This is a genomic window from Paenibacillus sp. FSL F4-0087, assembly GCF_038020215.1.
GTDB lineage: Bacteria > Bacillota > Bacilli > Paenibacillales > Paenibacillaceae > Paenibacillus > Paenibacillus taichungensis.
Window position 1 is genome coordinate 1,398,226 of the sequence record NZ_JBBODJ010000001.1, and the last position, 15,374, is coordinate 1,413,599.

18 protein-coding genes are annotated in these 15,374 nt (G+C 46.4%); all 18 read right to left on the reverse strand.

The annotated features are described in order from the left end of the window. Window positions 1–550 precede the first annotated feature (550 nt). Complete coding sequence (locus MHB84_RS06740) at window positions 551–1,489, reverse strand: glycoside hydrolase family 25 protein (RefSeq protein ID WP_076291476.1); 939 nt, start codon at window positions 1,487–1,489, stop codon at window positions 551–553. A gap of 443 nt (window positions 1,490–1,932) precedes the next feature. Beyond that, a complete protein-coding gene (locus MHB84_RS06745; protein WP_076291475.1) occupies window positions 1,933–2,430 on the reverse strand; it encodes a phage holin family protein in 498 nt (165 codons plus the stop codon). Window positions 2,431–2,642: 212 nt separating this feature from the next. After that, a complete protein-coding gene (locus tag MHB84_RS06750) occupies window positions 2,643–3,479 on the reverse strand; it encodes a tail fiber protein (protein ID WP_076291474.1) in 837 nt (278 codons plus the stop codon). Next, window positions 3,480–4,025: a putative phage tail protein gene (locus tag MHB84_RS06755; protein WP_076291473.1), complete on the reverse strand. Its 546-nt coding sequence runs from the start codon at window positions 4,023–4,025 to the stop codon at window positions 3,480–3,482. After that, window positions 4,022–5,080 (reverse strand): baseplate J/gp47 family protein, encoded by a 1,059-nt coding sequence (locus tag MHB84_RS06760; RefSeq protein ID WP_076291472.1) that lies wholly within the window; start codon window positions 5,078–5,080, stop codon window positions 4,022–4,024. The genes MHB84_RS06755 and MHB84_RS06760 overlap by 4 nt, the downstream gene beginning before the upstream one ends. Continuing rightward, entirely contained in the window at window positions 5,073–5,486 is a 414-nt protein-coding gene (locus tag MHB84_RS06765) for a DUF2634 domain-containing protein (RefSeq protein WP_076291471.1), read from the reverse strand. The genes MHB84_RS06760 and MHB84_RS06765 overlap by 8 nt, the downstream gene beginning before the upstream one ends. After that, on the reverse strand, window positions 5,483–5,740 hold the full coding sequence (locus tag MHB84_RS06770) for a DUF2577 family protein (RefSeq protein ID WP_175383663.1): 258 nt from the start codon (window positions 5,738–5,740) through the stop codon (window positions 5,483–5,485). Before MHB84_RS06770 ends, MHB84_RS06765 begins: the two co-directional genes overlap by 4 nt. A gap of 6 nt (window positions 5,741–5,746) precedes the next feature. Further along, window positions 5,747–6,757: an XkdQ/YqbQ family protein gene (locus MHB84_RS06775; protein WP_076291470.1), complete on the reverse strand. Its 1,011-nt coding sequence runs from the start codon at window positions 6,755–6,757 to the stop codon at window positions 5,747–5,749. A 13-nt stretch (window positions 6,758–6,770) separates the two neighbouring features. Beyond that, complete coding sequence (locus MHB84_RS06780) at window positions 6,771–7,466, reverse strand: LysM peptidoglycan-binding domain-containing protein (protein ID WP_076291469.1); 696 nt, start codon at window positions 7,464–7,466, stop codon at window positions 6,771–6,773. Then, the gene (locus MHB84_RS06785) at window positions 7,467–9,560 is read right to left on the reverse strand and encodes a hypothetical protein (RefSeq protein ID WP_076291468.1); all 2,094 of its coding nucleotides are present in this window, start codon (window positions 9,558–9,560) and stop codon (window positions 7,467–7,469) included. It abuts the gene before it with no gap. Between the two features lie 201 nt (window positions 9,561–9,761). Continuing rightward, window positions 9,762–10,184 carry a phage tail assembly chaperone gene (locus MHB84_RS06790; RefSeq protein WP_036611390.1) on the reverse strand — a complete coding sequence of 141 codons (423 nt, stop codon included), beginning with the start codon at window positions 10,182–10,184 and terminating at the stop codon, window positions 9,762–9,764. A 171-nt stretch (window positions 10,185–10,355) separates the two neighbouring features. Next, on the reverse strand, window positions 10,356–10,814 hold the full coding sequence (locus MHB84_RS06795; protein WP_076291467.1) for a phage tail tube protein: 459 nt from the start codon (window positions 10,812–10,814) through the stop codon (window positions 10,356–10,358). A 1-nt stretch (window position 10,815) separates the two neighbouring features. Beyond that, window positions 10,816–12,132, reverse strand: coding sequence for a phage tail sheath family protein (locus MHB84_RS06800; RefSeq protein ID WP_076291466.1), 1,317 nt, complete (start codon window positions 12,130–12,132; stop codon window positions 10,816–10,818). Then, window positions 12,132–12,368, reverse strand: coding sequence for a hypothetical protein (locus tag MHB84_RS06805; protein WP_076291465.1), 237 nt, complete (start codon window positions 12,366–12,368; stop codon window positions 12,132–12,134). The genes MHB84_RS06800 and MHB84_RS06805 overlap by 1 nt, the downstream gene beginning before the upstream one ends. 251 nt (window positions 12,369–12,619) lie before the next feature. Beyond that, a complete protein-coding gene (locus MHB84_RS06810; RefSeq protein WP_076291464.1) occupies window positions 12,620–13,030 on the reverse strand; it encodes a phage tail terminator family protein in 411 nt (136 codons plus the stop codon). A gap of 159 nt (window positions 13,031–13,189) precedes the next feature. Then, complete coding sequence (locus MHB84_RS06815) at window positions 13,190–14,521, reverse strand: tail fiber protein (RefSeq protein WP_076291463.1); 1,332 nt, start codon at window positions 14,519–14,521, stop codon at window positions 13,190–13,192. Then, window positions 14,521–15,111 (reverse strand): YmfQ family protein, encoded by a 591-nt coding sequence (locus MHB84_RS06820; RefSeq protein WP_076291462.1) that lies wholly within the window; start codon window positions 15,109–15,111, stop codon window positions 14,521–14,523. Before MHB84_RS06820 ends, MHB84_RS06815 begins: the two co-directional genes overlap by 1 nt. Before the next feature lie 72 nt (window positions 15,112–15,183). Then, the gene (locus MHB84_RS06825; RefSeq protein ID WP_179087221.1) at window positions 15,184–15,327 is read right to left on the reverse strand and encodes a hypothetical protein; all 144 of its coding nucleotides are present in this window, start codon (window positions 15,325–15,327) and stop codon (window positions 15,184–15,186) included. Between the last annotated feature and the right edge of the window lie 47 nt (window positions 15,328–15,374).

A 15,374-nucleotide genomic window follows, 5' to 3' on the forward strand; every position in this document is an offset into this window, starting at 1 on the left:
AATAAGCAACAGTAGAATGGTCTCGACTTGGTGGCGGCTTAAAAGGCTAATTTAGAGAGAACGGTGGTATTGTTTAGTATGGAGTTTGGCTTAAGGTTTGACTTGGAGTTAAACGTCATGGCTGAAGTGTAATTGGCAAAGTCTAATGATGGTAATTTTCTGTAACAGAAAGCTGGTAAACAGAACATTTTAGTGGTTTCTCAAGCAGGTTGGATTGGATTGTTTCAATACGTTGTGAAATTGATCTAGAGATGTTGGATTTTACAACAGGGAGACATTACAATAACTTTTCATGTTAAAGTCTTGTCATGATGAGGAGGATTGTGTAAATTAACAGTGGTGAAAATCGATTTCGTGTAACTTACTTTACATCACATTCATCAATTAGACAAGAGATTTACGGACATAAGTCTTCAACTTTATTATATATGTTAATATCATTTACATAAAACACAAAAAAGGAACACCATTCGACAAAAAGCGTCGTGTGTCCCTTGTTGTGTTCCCTCTTTTAAAACCGGGTCCAACGTATATTATAAATTAGATCAGCTTATTTTTTGAATAAACCTCTGCGGTACATGACCGTGATAAAACGGTAAAAATCATAACTCGCCCCACTATCGATGCTGAACAACGGATTTTTGGTGTCATATGCCAGTGCTGCGTCCACGGCCGCTTTTGCCCAGACTGGAACTTCCATCTGCTGGCGTGCCTGCAGTTTATCGACCTGGGATTTCAGGGCATCAAACGCTGCTTTCTCTTCGGCTGTCATCGGTTCGCCCCCTTTCGGTGGTTCGGTTGGATTCGTGGGATTGGTTGGTTCGGATGGCTCTGGCGGCTTTGGTGTTGCTGTTGCATATCTTGTTTTCAATTCCGCTGCCGATCCTTGGAACTCGTTCATATCCACATTGCCGCTGATCCCGTTCACCTTGCCCGAGTCCGTATACTGCCAGAACGTCCAACGTTTCCAGGCAGGCTGGTCATCTGGTACACGGGTGTTGCTGTAACGTGCGATCCATAGATCGTATGAGCTGAGTGATGTATCAAAATTCCCGGCAAATGAATTGCCCGTGTATATGATCGGTTTCACACCCGTGAGACGTTGCAATTCCGTTAAAAAAGCCTTAGCTACCGTGTTGATCTGTGCTTTGCTCAGGTTACCCGGATTATTCTCGTAGTCCATGACGGGTGGAAGTTGTAGCGCCTTCGCGCCAACAACTTTGTTAAGTGTATTGGCATAATGCGCAGCTTCAGCCTTGGCACCATCGGTGGATGTTGCGCGGAAGAAGTGGTATGTCCCCACCAGCATGCCTGCCGCCAGTGCCCCGGTTACGTTTTTTTGGAAATTCGGATCCGTATACGTCTGCCCTTCGGTCGCCTTGATGAACACAAATGTCATGCCGCTAGCCTTCACTTTGTCCCAATCGATCGTACCCTGATAACGGGAGACATCAATGCCCTGTGTGTTGCCCGAGCTTCTCGTTTGCATGTTTCTCACACCCTTTATGCGGCAAATTGCCGTTTGTATATATTTAATGCTTGGGGGTCAGGGGTTGCTTGTGTGCGTGTCCTGATTGTTGGTGAAAGGTAAGTTTGGATGGCTAGTAGGTATGTCCCATATGGCTATATAAGGGATTCATATTCTATGTCGTCTGTTGGTAGACTACTAGGTATCCATTAACTCACTAAGGAAAAGTTACCGAGTCGGTACGTGACCGTTCCAGATACGAATCGTTCTTCCGATCGCTGTTGTCTCCAAATTTTTCTTGATTTATTTTCTTAAAGGTTTGAAATTCGGAGACAAAGGCGACCGCTATCGCTTCTTCAGAATCGATTCCGTCTCCTTCACTACTTGTAGCCAATGGATCAGACTATTTATTCGAATAGTTACTCCCTCTTATTACAGGACACATTTGAATGAATGCATCTTCCTTATTTCGTTTCATCTCTGATCTGTTGATCAGCGTCCTCATGATTTGACTTTACAAAAGATTCTTTGGAATCAGGAGTATAGTTACCGGGGAGTTCCCCGGTTCCTCCCTTGCCCTTGAGCACTTCAATAGCCTGCCGGATCGCAGGCGGAATTGGTGCGCCCAGCTTGCCCCCATTTTCAATAATGGACAATAACTCATTCGCGATATAAAAAAAGGCGACCGCATCCCTGAACAAATGTCCATCTCCCAGAACACCGTCCACCAGATGAGCCACCGATACCATTGCAAATATAAATACCTTTCGGGCGATGCCGAACATGCCGACATTGCTCTCCAGCTTGCCAGTCATCCCTGCCGCTGCGATGCCTGTCAGGAAATCGAGGATTACGAAAACTAGTAAGACACCGAGCACGCCTGACCAGCCTCCGAAGAAGTAGGTTGCTGAGCTGGTTATTAGGGCGAGGAGCCATTTCCATAGAGTGTCCCATCTTTCCATGGTTTCACCTCCTTTGGCTTTTTATATTTTATTGCTAATAATAGTCACTGTACTTAGGACAATTCGTCCTTGCTCAGTCCTTGGATTATTGGTTAATAGAAATATAATCTTTATCCATAACTGTAGTGATAAATTCTTCTAAAGCGTGCCACCTTAAACTTATAGATGATCTGAATATCTATCTCAAAAAATAAACTTATTTTAAATTGAATCTAGGGTACAAATACAACTTCAGGAATGATATATGGGTTGACATTCGCGTAGATAGACGGCATTCCAACTGAATAAGGCCATCGGTATGACCCGCCATCAGGAGAGGCTGTCCAAAATTCTAAATGATCACCAGCATCAAAAGTTAAATCCTCTGTGAAAGTTGTTCCAGGATAAAATTCGCTTGTAGTTCTAAGCACACCATAAGGAAGACCATTTTTGTAAATCCTACACTGACAGCGCATGACAACCGAACTGCCATTCCCACCAGCCGCAAGCGTAAATCTAATTCTGTATTTTCCTGATCTACCAATTCGGTATGTCAGCGATTTCGTAGGAGTAGTACTAGAAGATATGTTCATGTTATATGAGGTTGTTGCAGAAAAAATTAAAATTTCTCCAGGAGACGGGATAACTTCTTTTTTTATATCAGATATTTTCTTTATCAACTGAGCCCAGGAGTCCGATGTGGATGCCAATACACCAATGGAGTTAAGCGCGGCAACCACATTCGCTTTTTGCTCAACTCCAAGCTGCTTTGCCGATATAGCTTCATTAACTGCAATCTTCACTGCTTTCGGCGTAGCAGCCATATCTTCCGAGTTGCTATCAATTGCATTTGACAATTGAACCTTACCCTTCTGCGTCAAAGACGCATCGGGAACATCTATCTCACTCACCGCTTCACGAAGCTTCTCTAAATCTTCCTTAGTCGCCACACTCTCATCAACCTTCTCCCAGTTCTGATCCAAATACTTATCCAGATCAAAATAGGTCTTCGATGGCGAGGAACGGTCAATCTTGTTCAATCCCAAATTCGGTGTTTTCGGTTCATTCATTTAAGCTCCACCTCCTGCAAATTTATCCTGCCGAGTCTGTTCAATCTCATCCAGCGTCATGCTTTCAACCTCCGAAATCGTCAAATACCGTAGACGGTACTCCACGGTCATATGTGCCGGTTTAATATCCTCAATCGCTGCCTTCAGGTCGTCCAGATTGGGCGGCAAGCCCCATGTGTCGATGAAGCGAATTCGGATCAAGTACTCCTCAGGCGAAACGGATACTTCAATCCCGCCGCTTTCGTAGGCCTGCGCCACGTTCTTGAGCATGGAGCCAGAGACTTTGCCGCTGCCGCGCATTTTGGAAATAATTACGGATCTCCGCTGGTCGTCTGGCTTCGCTTGATTCGTCGGAATCTGTAAATCCCGCTCATAACGTTCCAATGCCCAGGTCGCAGACTCCGGGTAGAATTGGTCCAGCACACTTTCCAAACCCACCGTAAGCTTGTCCAGCTCTACACCTTCGGTCTCTGTAAGAAGCTGCATCTCCAGCACATTTTCATACAACGGGGGCAAAAGAGTCATTAATACGTCCGCTTTACTCATGTCACCTTCACCGTCCCAAGAACGGCTACTGCGCCGGGGGCGATCTCCAGATTGGACATACCACCATTCACCAGCAGATCGCTATAATCGATCACAGGCGGTATATCCAGAATGACATTGGCAATACGTGTCCAACGAACCAACGGATCGGCAAAGGCCAGTTCTTTCAGATACGCCGTAACTCCCGTTTCAATCAGTGTCTTCACGCCCTCATACGTTGAACCAGAAGCAAGCGTAACCTGTACCTCGACATCGATGGGTATTTCTTCCGCTCCCACCACCGTGACCACAGGTCCGATTGGAGCTGCACCTTCGCCCATTCCATCCTGAGTTGGGTCGATATATTCCTGCACCGCCTTAATGACCGCCTCAGCAGGTGTTTTCATTTCATTATTCAGCAATGCCACTTTGACTGTACCCGGACCATTCCACAGTGGAAAAGCCTTCGCTTTACCCACACCGGAGTTTTCCCGTGCCCATAACTCATACTGATATTTGTTGGCACTCGTAACCGGACGGGAAACTTTGTCCTGATATCGGTCATATAAGGCTTGGTCCGTTTCCTCGTCTTCGCCAGGAACCAGCAATTGTGTCAATTCAGCTGTCGTCAGGCCAGCAATATAATCGATGGGCAGCAGTGCCCCCGTATATTCATTACCTTCCGCTCCCGCGACTTCACATTCCAACACATATCGTCCTGCCGCGATGCGCTCCACAACAACATACACCCGATCCCCAGTGGAAAAACGACTATCCAAAGGAACCTCAACAGGCTTACCTTCGTTATCCCGAAAACTTCCAACCCAACGTGCCTTCGTGGCCGCTTTTCGACTAATGCCAGACCAAGCCACCGCGCGATCCAGATACTCTCCAGATGCTGTATCCGCAAACTTCAGGTTGGCGTTCACATCCAGCTCGATATACATCTGAGCCATTTCCACAGCCGCAGGCGCAAGCGCATCATAGATTATACTGCCTTCACGTTTATCCACACCATCCGGTACCCTGTCCAGCATTCGGTTTAAAATAACTTCAAACGTCTGCTCTTCATACATCCATGTTCACCTCCGTCTCTTCCCTGAAGCTGCCAAAATCCGTTTCCACGGTAAAAGAAACCCTTACCCCATCGGCCTCGTGGACAAAATCGAACTCCGTTACATCCGATATACGATCATCCGGAAGCAATGCTTCGCGAATCCAGCGTTCCAGTTCCGATTCAACCATGGATCTCCCTTCCATTCCTTCCCAGGACCATTCCATGCCGTAATCCGAGGAATAGATTAGATGCTCGTAGCGGCGTGTAGACAACGCTTTATACACCGCCTGTTTTACCGCATCTTTTCCATCCAGTTGCAGCCTTCCAATTCGTTGTCCCGAAGCTAGAAATACATACGTCAGACTTGGAAGCACAGCAGCTTCTTCCTGATCTTCTGCACTAATCTGCGCACCCTGTGGAATCATGGATTCACCAGCCGATCCAGCACGACAAAGCTGTCTCCACCTTGAACACGTAACAACAAGACATGGTCACCCACGGTCCAAGCTTTGTTCACTACGGATTCCGGCAGTACCAGAAAAGGTTCAGCCAATGCCAGCCGTTGTTCAACAGTGATCTCCAGAGGTTGTGTGTTTGTCACGCTTCCGTACATTACCTGAACGGGAGACTTGGCATCTACAGCGGCCACCGCCGCTTTTTTAATCACGTCCAGCATCATTTATCGTTACACCACCTTCAAATCCAGCGACATCGTATGCACGCCGCTCCGTACCTTATGCGTACATTCGTCTACCAGAAAATATTGATTAATCTTGAGTTCATTGATCTGAATGTTGACAAAACTGCCTGCCCTCACCTTGAAATCACCAAGCGCATCCACCTTCAACGTCTGCGTCTCGCGGTTACGGAGGGTCATCAGGGTCTTGAGCATGGCATCAATCTGCCCTTCATTCATGCCGTCATCCGCTTTTTGGTATAAAAAAAGCAGCCCCCATTGACGGATGCTGCCTGAATCCTGATGAACAAACGTTTCTCTTTTTCCCGTATCCTTGTTATCCCGGTACAGCTTGATCTTGTTATACGTCTGGTCGTCAATCGACCTCGTATAGCTGTAATCCGTGAGCAGACTGTTATCCCCAATGACAAATCCGTATGGCATCTCTTCCACATCCCGAAGCACAAGCTTGCCGAAATCATCGTAGAAAATGTAGTTTTTGCCACCATAGATCAGTGTTCTGTCCAAAGCCTCACAGATCATGTCGATCAGCTTCTTGTTATCAAACAACATACGCGGAATAACATGTTTCGGCTGGATCAGCTCGCCCACCTTCAACTGAAAGTCGGTAGCAATTCGTTTGATCACATCCGTAGCCGTTGCGTTAACGAACCTGTACGTCTGATTGGCGGTTAGATATCGAGTCTGGTCGTAGGCTTTGATTTTGACACTTTCGTCCTTGCTGCTATCCACCGAGAAGATATAGCCGTAAAATATGTCTACCTCGTTGCTGATATATTTCACGACATATCCATTCTCATAGGTGAATTTCTTATTCTGGTACAGACTGCCCTTGATCAACGTGAATTCCAGAGAGGAAGGTTTGCCGATGCGGGAGGTTTTGTACGTAATGTCGCCAGCAATTTCGCTAATGTCCCAGATGTTGCCCTGCTTGTCATCCAGCAATAACCGTTCCTTCATGTTTGCCAGCTTATCATCCAGCCTGATCTGCTCTTGCATATTCCCTCTCCTTTCACGGAAGCTTGATCACTAGTCCAATCGGCAGCTTCTTCAGTTGAGCATCTTGGATGCTATTCAGCTTTTGCACTTCTTTCCAGCGAGATCCATCTCCCAGATGGGCTTTGGCTACAGACCACAAGGAGTCTCCAGCCTTGAGTGTGACGGTCTTAGCCTGAATTTTTTCATTGGGCCGGGAGGCTTTGGTTTTTGTTTTCGAAGCAGCCGTATCTTTGCTGTCCTTGAGTGGCACTACTTTTTTGGCGGCATAAAAAATGAACTGCTTCAGCTTGATATCATACTGGATATCGCCCACCGTACCCGCTGTCTCCTTCCAGTCGAAGTTCTCAATGGAAACAGCCATATTAATGGTGTACCTTGCACTGGAAAAGAACAGCCTGACGGGTCTGCCCGTCTGCATCCAGCGGATGATCTTTTTCACATATTCATACGGATCACGGTAAAATTGCTTCTGTACTGCCAGATGACTTGCATCAAAATTCAGATGATACGGACTGTAGTCTGCTGGAAAAATCCCGCTGAAACTGACTTCACGCAGCTTCGGCGACTTAATCACGTTAATCTCACCCAAAGCTGTCACGTTAAACGTACTGCCATCCCCTGCGTCCGAAAACTCAATGCTCTCTGGTGTCACCGGAAAAAACATGTATTCAGAGCGGTTATTGAAACTCAGTTGAATATAATATTCCACTTATCCATACACCCCCTGAGCACTGGAGACGATCTGACTGTTCAGTCCATCGGTGATTTTGCTGATGATGCTGTCCACATCATGTCCGCTGTTGATATCACCCGTGGTGACCTGAACAGTTGGCGTCAGACTGACAAATCGTTGAATCGCCTGCATCTCGGCAAGCTCACGCATCAATTTCAGATCCTCGCTCGTCACATCCACTGTGCCGTCCACGTCACCGATCTTGTCCACCTGTCCAATATTATTAATTTTGTTGATGTTACTCATATTGTTGTTGGGAACAACGTTGGGAGCAGGTGCAGTTGGCATCGATGGTACGGAAGGGGTTTTGGGAGTTGAACCGCCGAAGTTTCCGGGTAATTTATCAGAGCCGTTGGGGAATAGGTCTTTGGTGGTATCCATCAAATCGTGCCCCTTGTCAAATCCCATATCAAATGCATCCTTATAGTCCGCAGAAGCGTCCATTCTCCACAGGCTAACAACGTCCTTCTGGCTCTCAGGAGCACTCGCTTCAAGGTCACTCATTAAACCCTGTATCTTACCGCTCATTGAATGAATGTTAGCATCATCCACTAGTTTAATACCGCCCCAATTGGTCCCGAAAATCTTATTAAGATAGGGTATTAATTTATTTATACCTCCGATCATCCAGTTGATTTGATCTTTGAAACCACCTGCGAAATCCTCAATTCCCTTTGTAATGTTGAACAGAATTTGGAGTACAATGAGTCCCATATCAACAAACAACTTTTGGAATGCATAGGCTGGATCTCTGAATACATTAATGACAAATTCGGCCCAAGACATGAAATAATTCAGAATGGATGCAAAAATTGATTTCATATGCTCGTAAACCATATAAAAGTAACCTATAATCGCTCCCACCATATCCCCAGCTGTAACGCCACATAATTGCAAAATAAAGATGAGTCCTGCAATGGCACCAATTACAAGCAAGATAGGCCAGTTAGCTACCAACCATGCCGCTGCCAGTGAATAAACCTGAGCAATTACAACTCCGAGCGTAATAATGATATTGGCTAGTAGCACTAAAGCAATGGCAGTTAATATAGGTCCGATGATAGCCCAGTTTTCCTGTACAGCTGTAGCAAAATTAATGAATTCTTCCACAATAAAAGCTACAACTTGAGCAATAATTGCAAATGCTCCACCAATCCATTCAATAAAAGCACTGAACTGCCCTGAGCTTATCGCCTCGTTTAACCGGTCAAGCACTGGAGATAAAACTTCCAACGCTCTTGTCCCGATTTCAGACAGTATTCCATTGAACTGATTGACGAGAGCCGTCCATTTTTGCAATGGAGAATCCAGCATCGTATTAAAGGCTTCTTGTGTGTAACCTTGCATTTCAAGAACCGTCTGCAAACCTTGTATAAAACCGTCAAGGTCTTTAGTCTGTATAAATTCACCCAATCCAGCCCCGGTCAATGCACTTTCCGGGATGTTAAATTGACTCGCCAAATCAGTATTTTTTCCATTCATGGCACTAACAATAGCCTTGGATGCATCTGACAGACTCTTATTATCCGGAGACAACATACTCAATCGTTGAGTCATTTCATTTAACTGATCTACCTGCCCTGTATTCTGTGCCAACGGTAAGAAGCCTAGAGAAGACTTAAGCGAATTATTGACGTCTTGGCCGCTCTTGGAGGCTTGATCTCTAAACTTATTATAGATACCCTCCCCGAGAACAGGGTCTTCAGCGGCAACCATGTAACGATATTTGAAGTCTTCTTGTTCAGCAGCCGCTTTTAACACGACACTTCCAGCGGACTTTACCATTTGAACCCACTTGGAGAGTTTGCTCAGATTATCACCCAAAGCATTGCTTGTATCATCAGCCGTATCCTCCAACTTTTCCATCAGATTAATCGTTACATTTAGTTGTTGATTTACTTCATTAAAATGGTTGGATATATTCGTCTGGTTGAATTGGTTCAGATTAATCCGGTTAATCTGGTTGAAATTATTAAGGATCTCGGTTGTTCTTACTTGAACCAGATTTAGATTATTGATCAGGATATTAATGGACGGAGGATTAATTACATCGATACTTGTATCGGACATCTATTTCTCCCTCCTTTCCTTTTTATTTCTTCCGGGCGCGGCTCTTGGACCGCTCTTTCTTCTCTTCCTCCACCCGGATGGAGATCATAGCATAGATAGCGGCTCGTTCTCGCATGGAGAATGCCATTAGCTCATGCGGCAAAATGTTTAATTCATGGAGAGCGTAATAAGCCAGATTGGCTTCTGAATCGCCCTCTTTAATTAGTTTTTTACGTCATCCACCAGTTCGTTCATGTCCTGATTGAAGCCGTTCAGCTTCTGAACCTGTTCACCGAGCGAAGCAAATTCCCCAGGCAACAGCATTTTCCGCAAAAGCGATTCCGCCCCCATCACGCCATATGACCGCTGGAGTTCTGCGTTTTTCAAATCGGGGTAAACTACACTTGCACTCATCAGGCGAGCCATATAATCATTCGCATCGATGTCGGGTGTGTAGACACCGTTCTTGCCCTTAATTTTGCGGGTAGCTGCCTTGCGGCATTCCTGGTTTTCGTCCTCGGTCATGCTGCGCAGTTTCCAGGCAACGGGCTCGCCTTTCTCATCTTTGAATCGGGGGGAAACGATAAACTCCTCCGTTGTATCGGTTGCTGCATTTTGGGCAAAAAACATACTCAATCCACTCATGTATTGTTCCTCCTCTAAAGTTAGGCTCCCCGCCGCAAAAAGCGGCGAAGAGCAGAAATTTTGACACGCCAAATAGCCCGTAACACAGGCAAGTTGAACAGGTTTCTTTTACAAACCCGCTGCTAAGTTAAACTCTTTATAAATCTCAATCATTATGCTTTCTACGTTACATTACTTCGGCAGATTGAACGATACAGGCATATCGACATCTTCAAAGGTAAAGCTCACTTCTTCCTCCAATGCCACAGCCTCGGTATCCAGAGATGCCATGATTACACTGTCGAGATTGACGCCTTTGAGGGTCACGGTCTGTTTGCCAATCGTAGAGGAAGGATCTTCGTTGGTCACCTCAATGTCGAAGTACGTGTCCACACCATTCTGCATGTACTGGAGCATCAGCTCGCGGAAACGGGAAGTGGTATAAAAGATTGTCATGGAACCCGAGCCAGACCAACCGGTTGCTTTGTGCTGTACGCCGCGGCGACCCAATGTTTTGACCTCTGCTTTTTGTTTCTCCACCGTTGCTTCCAGCGTCTTCACATAGAACATTTCTTCCGTCTGTCCGTTAATCGTTGCGTATGCGCGGCCTTCCTGGCCGGAGATTGTGTCGCTTGCTTTCAAAAATGCCATCTTAAACCACCTTCACTTTCATATATACTTTTTCAACGGAATCCACAGGTTGGACCTGAATCTCGATCAGAATGCTGTCGTTTTCATTGCCCGGAGCAACAGTGATATCTGTTTTGGAATCAAAATTTTGAATCGCCCCAATATCCTGAAGCTGCTTCAGGTAGGTAACACATTGGGAACGGAACAGGCTGCGCCCATCTTCGTTGTTGTTCACTTTGCCGATGTAATAGGACTCGAAAATCCGTTTCATATCGTTAGCGATACCATCAAGTACACGAACAACACGGTTTTTGGCAAAATGACGTGCCTTATCCGGTGTAATGGAACGGAACGTATTCACATCCTGCTCAACCACTGCGCGGTTGCTGCTCGCCGTAAAAACAAATTCGCCATTACGCAATGCCGCTTCCGTCTCGGTATGTGTCAATCGTCCGTATACATCCACGGCATCATCATACGCACGGAACGTCAGGGATTCATTCAGGTTAGCACCCGCTGTTGCACCGGCAGTCCACGCTACGGTTTGTTTCGGGGTAAGAACGGTACCGTCTGCGAGCACAACGCCATTTTTGACACTGATAATGCCTTCATGATCTGCAGCCGGATAATCGGACAGAACCAGTTGCACCTTCTTGCCCTCGGTATCACGCAAGCGCTTGATGTAGGCTGTGTAGACTGACTTGAGTGTGGCATCATCTGAGACCAGACCGACCGTGTTAAAATCTAGCACCTCTAGCTTGGTGAGGAAATCGGAATGCTCCTGGTTCGTTGCTGTGCCATCCAATCCACCTGTTAGTGGAAGTGAAGCTGTAGCTGTGAGTGCCCCTTCACCAGTAAATGTAACGTATGCGTTGGATTCCAGAGCTTCGATGGTAGACGCGGTTTGTTTGTCTACTTCTTTACCCGCAAGCAAAGTGGAGACATCCAATTGTTCCGGGTCATTGATATTCGCTGAGATTACAACAGCCAGGTCATTACCACGCACACCGCCGTGTTGGGCTGTCACTGTCAGTTTGTCCAAGTTTGCCTTAGCCTTGGTCCCTGCATTGAGTCGGTAAAGAAGCAAGGTCTGCGCCCGTTTCAATGCCTCTCGGATCAACAGCAATTGTGGTGCTGTCCAGTCATAGCCCAATTGGGCTTGTACATCTTCACCTGCTTGTATCGTCAGAATTGTGCCAGCTTGTCCCCATGACAATGGAAGTGCCAAAGCCACCGTTCCCCGCTCCCCTACCGTACCCGGCAATGAGCCCTCTGATGCAAAATTCATATATACTCCCGGGCGTACCTTGTTTTGAGTCGTCCATGTTCCTCCAGCCATTATTGTGCCTCCCCATTCATAAATTGTTGGATATGTTCCTGTGCTTCTTCCATTGTGTACGTTTCTTGTTCCAACAGCACCGCTGCCAAAATGTCTTTCTCGATTCGGCTGAGTTGCCGGGATTCGGCGAACTGTGATTTGCTGTATTTCTGGTTGGTTACCCGCTCAGTTTCTGGTTTCTTATTCTCCGGTTCTTTCTTCGTAAACATCGCCAATACGCCTCCCATTCTTTTCATGTAGATCCCCTCATTTGATTATTTAAATTCAACTGAAGAATATTTACATTTGCCACTCCGACGACAGAACAACCTTCCGATCTCTGTTATCCCCAGATTTTTTGATTCCCTTATTCAAAGGGGAAACCCGGGGATAAAGGCGCAGCTTATGCTTACGATGCAGCTTTCTTTCAGAAAGCTTTCAGCTCCGCTTCTTCAGGTTATTTCTTTCCTCTCCGTTTTCGTGTAAATGTTTAGTTCAATTTATATAGTTATTCTTTCTCGGCTTTAAGTGCGGTGGGTCGCTGTTCCAGTTGTTGCATAGGAGTGGCAGACTCCGACACTTTGGTAGTTCGCATGGTGTAGTACACCAGCATTCTAGGTGTATCATACTCCGTCTCCCAGCGCAGCTCCGTTGCTCGATAGGGGGTACCCTCTACGTGGATGGTTTCCAGCGCTTCGAAGAGCTCGTCCGGCAAGGTCGCCGGGATATCGTTAGGTTCGAGCCAGCGGATCTCAAAAGCATGAGATTGCACGAAGCGATCGCTGCGTTCCCGGGTGAGTTGGGCGGATAATAGGCGGAAAGCAATGCCTCTACTGTCTGGAGTCGGGTGGATCGGGATGCTAGGGAAATGCTGTATCAGAGCGTCAGCGATCACAGTGGTTAGTTGGTTTGTTGTCATGGTTCACCTCCTTTTTATTTTCATTGCAGAGTCAATAACTTTCCAAGCAGTAAAAGACCGACTTGATTGCCATCCAGCTTATTTTTGTCGCCTCAACTAATCAGTAACGTTCAACAGGAGGATTATATTGAATTTGTACTGCAAGTAAATTCAGCGATCCTAAGCATTGTTAAATCTTGCAGCCACTAATGTTTGTGTGCGGATCTCCACATTGTAGACATATGCGAAAGTACTCTGTCCAGTTGGTTGTGTCGTCCATAAGCGCAATTGTATATCATCATTGGGGTTAACAGTGATATCTTCTACAAAGCTCATCGTTGATGTACCGGCGGTTCGAACTGCTCCTCTTGCAGTACCATTGACATATATTTGTGCAAAACCTGTTACGAAATTTTCGTAAGTTGCTAAGGAGAATCTTATACGATATGTCCCTCCAAAATATACTATCGCGCTCATGACCTGAGCTGGAGTACGAGAAGAGGTAGTCAACCTACTATTGTTTGATACAAAAGTAAAATCATCTGAAGCAATTATCTCAGACCTCAATGACGATATTTTCGAAACTAAAACAGGCCATGTATCACTTGTGGATGCACTTCCACCCTTGGCGTTAATGGCACCCACAATACCATTTTTAGCATCAACGCCATATTGAAAAAGCGCAAGATCGTCAGCTTCGGCAGTGTATGGTACATCTGCTGCGCCTGCTGAAAACTTAATCCTTGAAATAGCTTTAACACTCCCAGATACCCCGGATGCTCCGCCCGCTACGACCATACGTATTTTTACGGATGTCACACCGGAAGGAATAGTTATTGTTTTCGACTTCCGATGCCAATTGGAATTAGACTCGGCCACAAGCGAATTGATTGTCACATCATCACTGGCATTTTTAACTTCAATAAGCAAAACTCCCGTTGTCATGCCTAATGTATAAAACATTGCTTGTAAGTTGTATGTCCCAGCGATGACATTGGTTGCGTTGGAATCAAGAACTGCATAAGCGTTAGCCGCCACAGCTCCTGTCACTTGAAAATACTTCAGCGTTCTAAAGTTAGTACCAACGGTCACTGACCATGGAACTGACCCGTAGTCAGTCCACCCATAAAGCCCTAAATTTGCGGACGAATTTTGAACAAGATTAGACGAATCCAAGCTGATAATGGGCGCTACCGCCGCATTAGCTTTTGTTGTCGCATCTGTAGTAGCTACATTAATAGCCGCCACTCTCGCATCACTAACTGCCTTCTCCGTTGCCGCCACCACTTCAGATGTACCATCGATCTTACTAGACAACTGTACCTTCCCTTTCTGCGTCAAAGACGCATCGGGAATATCCATCTTGCTCACTGCTTCACGAAGCGTATCCAGATCCGTCTTCGTCGCAACGCCTGCATCAATCTTTTCAAAAATTCCGTTAATACTCTCCCGGGTTACGTTCTCATTCCCCAAGGGGAGAGGCAGCTTCAGTCGATCTGTTTCTTGTGGCATTACGCCCACACCTCCAGTTCATTCCATGTCAAGGACACAGCGTCCAGTTCATCCCATGTTTTCCGCTTCTTGTCCAGATCGTCCCAGACCAGATAACGGTACTCATATTCCACGGCCATGTGAGCCGGTTTCAGTTCTTCAATCGCCCGTTTGAGATCGTCGATATTAGGCGGGATGCCCATCGTATCCACAAAGCTCACCGTAAAACTCCACGCTTCCGGCTGAAAAGTTACATCCACTTTTCCCCCGGCATATGCCCCAGCTACATTCGCAACCAGCCTGCCCGAAAATTTCCCGGCACCCCGCAGCTTGGATTCCACCACGGCACGCCGCTGTTCCACAGGTTTGAGATGATCCGTCTCAATACCAAGCTCCTGCTCCCAGAAATCCAGGCCCCACGTCGCCGTGCGGACAAAGAACTGATCCAATGTTTCATCCAACGCCTGATACAGCAGGTCCATCTCGGTTCCTTTGGACTGCATATCCGCCTGCATCACACGAGAAGTCTCATAATAGCTCGGCAAATACGAGAACAGCTCCTGCCCTTTCTCACTCGTCAGTCCAGCATCTACAGTAGAAGGAGCACTCATGACCAGCATCCTCCTTTCCTTTCACATTCGCGTGAACTCGCTCACTCCACGTGTCTTCCTCTCCTAAGTGACTTACTTCTCGCCATAAGCGAACCTCAGACTCGTCTCGTTGCTCACCTTGAGAATCTTCCAGAACCGGCACAACCGGCTCAACAGCAGCAGGAGAATTAGTCCAAGCAGCGTATCCCGACCGAGTAGAACATTTACATGACACATCCCGTTGAACGGCTTCCTTACTTCCTAAACGGCCTTCTCCACTACAT

What these genes read in the sequence shown, in the direction of transcription:
- MHB84_RS06810 (WP_076291464.1), bottom strand. Translation starts at nt 13,030, where the DNA reads ATGACAACAAACCAACTAACCACTGTGATCGCTGACGCTCTGATACAG.
- MHB84_RS06800 (WP_076291466.1), bottom strand. Translation starts at nt 12,132, where the DNA reads ATGGCTGGAGGAACATGGACGACTCAAAACAAGGTACGCCCGGGAGTA.
- MHB84_RS06775 (WP_076291470.1), bottom strand. Translation starts at nt 6,757, where the DNA reads ATGCAAGAGCAGATCAGGCTGGATGATAAGCTGGCAAACATGAAGGAA.
- MHB84_RS06785 (WP_076291468.1), bottom strand. Translation starts at nt 9,560, where the DNA reads ATGTCCGATACAAGTATCGATGTAATTAATCCTCCGTCCATTAATATC.
- MHB84_RS06805 (WP_076291465.1), bottom strand. Translation starts at nt 12,368, where the DNA reads ATGAAAAGAATGGGAGGCGTATTGGCGATGTTTACGAAGAAAGAACCG.
- MHB84_RS06750 (WP_076291474.1), bottom strand. Translation starts at nt 3,479, where the DNA reads ATGAATGAACCGAAAACACCGAATTTGGGATTGAACAAGATTGACCGT.
- MHB84_RS06795 (WP_076291467.1), bottom strand. Translation starts at nt 10,814, where the DNA reads ATGGCATTTTTGAAAGCAAGCGACACAATCTCCGGCCAGGAAGGCCGC.
- MHB84_RS06760 (WP_076291472.1), bottom strand. Translation starts at nt 5,080, where the DNA reads ATGTATGAAGAGCAGACGTTTGAAGTTATTTTAAACCGAATGCTGGAC.
- MHB84_RS06815 (WP_076291463.1), bottom strand. Translation starts at nt 14,521, where the DNA reads ATGCCACAAGAAACAGATCGACTGAAGCTGCCTCTCCCCTTGGGGAAT.
- MHB84_RS06745 (WP_076291475.1), bottom strand. Translation starts at nt 2,430, where the DNA reads ATGGAAAGATGGGACACTCTATGGAAATGGCTCCTCGCCCTAATAACC.
- MHB84_RS06755 (WP_076291473.1), bottom strand. Translation starts at nt 4,025, where the DNA reads ATGAGTAAAGCGGACGTATTAATGACTCTTTTGCCCCCGTTGTATGAA.
- MHB84_RS06765 (WP_076291471.1), bottom strand. Translation starts at nt 5,486, where the DNA reads ATGATTCCACAGGGTGCGCAGATTAGTGCAGAAGATCAGGAAGAAGCT.
- MHB84_RS06740 (WP_076291476.1), bottom strand. Translation starts at nt 1,489, where the DNA reads ATGCAAACGAGAAGCTCGGGCAACACACAGGGCATTGATGTCTCCCGT.
- MHB84_RS06820 (WP_076291462.1), bottom strand. Translation starts at nt 15,111, where the DNA reads ATGAGTGCTCCTTCTACTGTAGATGCTGGACTGACGAGTGAGAAAGGG.
- MHB84_RS06790 (WP_036611390.1), bottom strand. Translation starts at nt 10,184, where the DNA reads ATGAGTGGATTGAGTATGTTTTTTGCCCAAAATGCAGCAACCGATACA.
- MHB84_RS06825 (WP_179087221.1), bottom strand. Translation starts at nt 15,327, where the DNA reads ATGTGTCATGTAAATGTTCTACTCGGTCGGGATACGCTGCTTGGACTA.
- MHB84_RS06770 (WP_175383663.1), bottom strand. Translation starts at nt 5,740, where the DNA reads ATGATGCTGGACGTGATTAAAAAAGCGGCGGTGGCCGCTGTAGATGCC.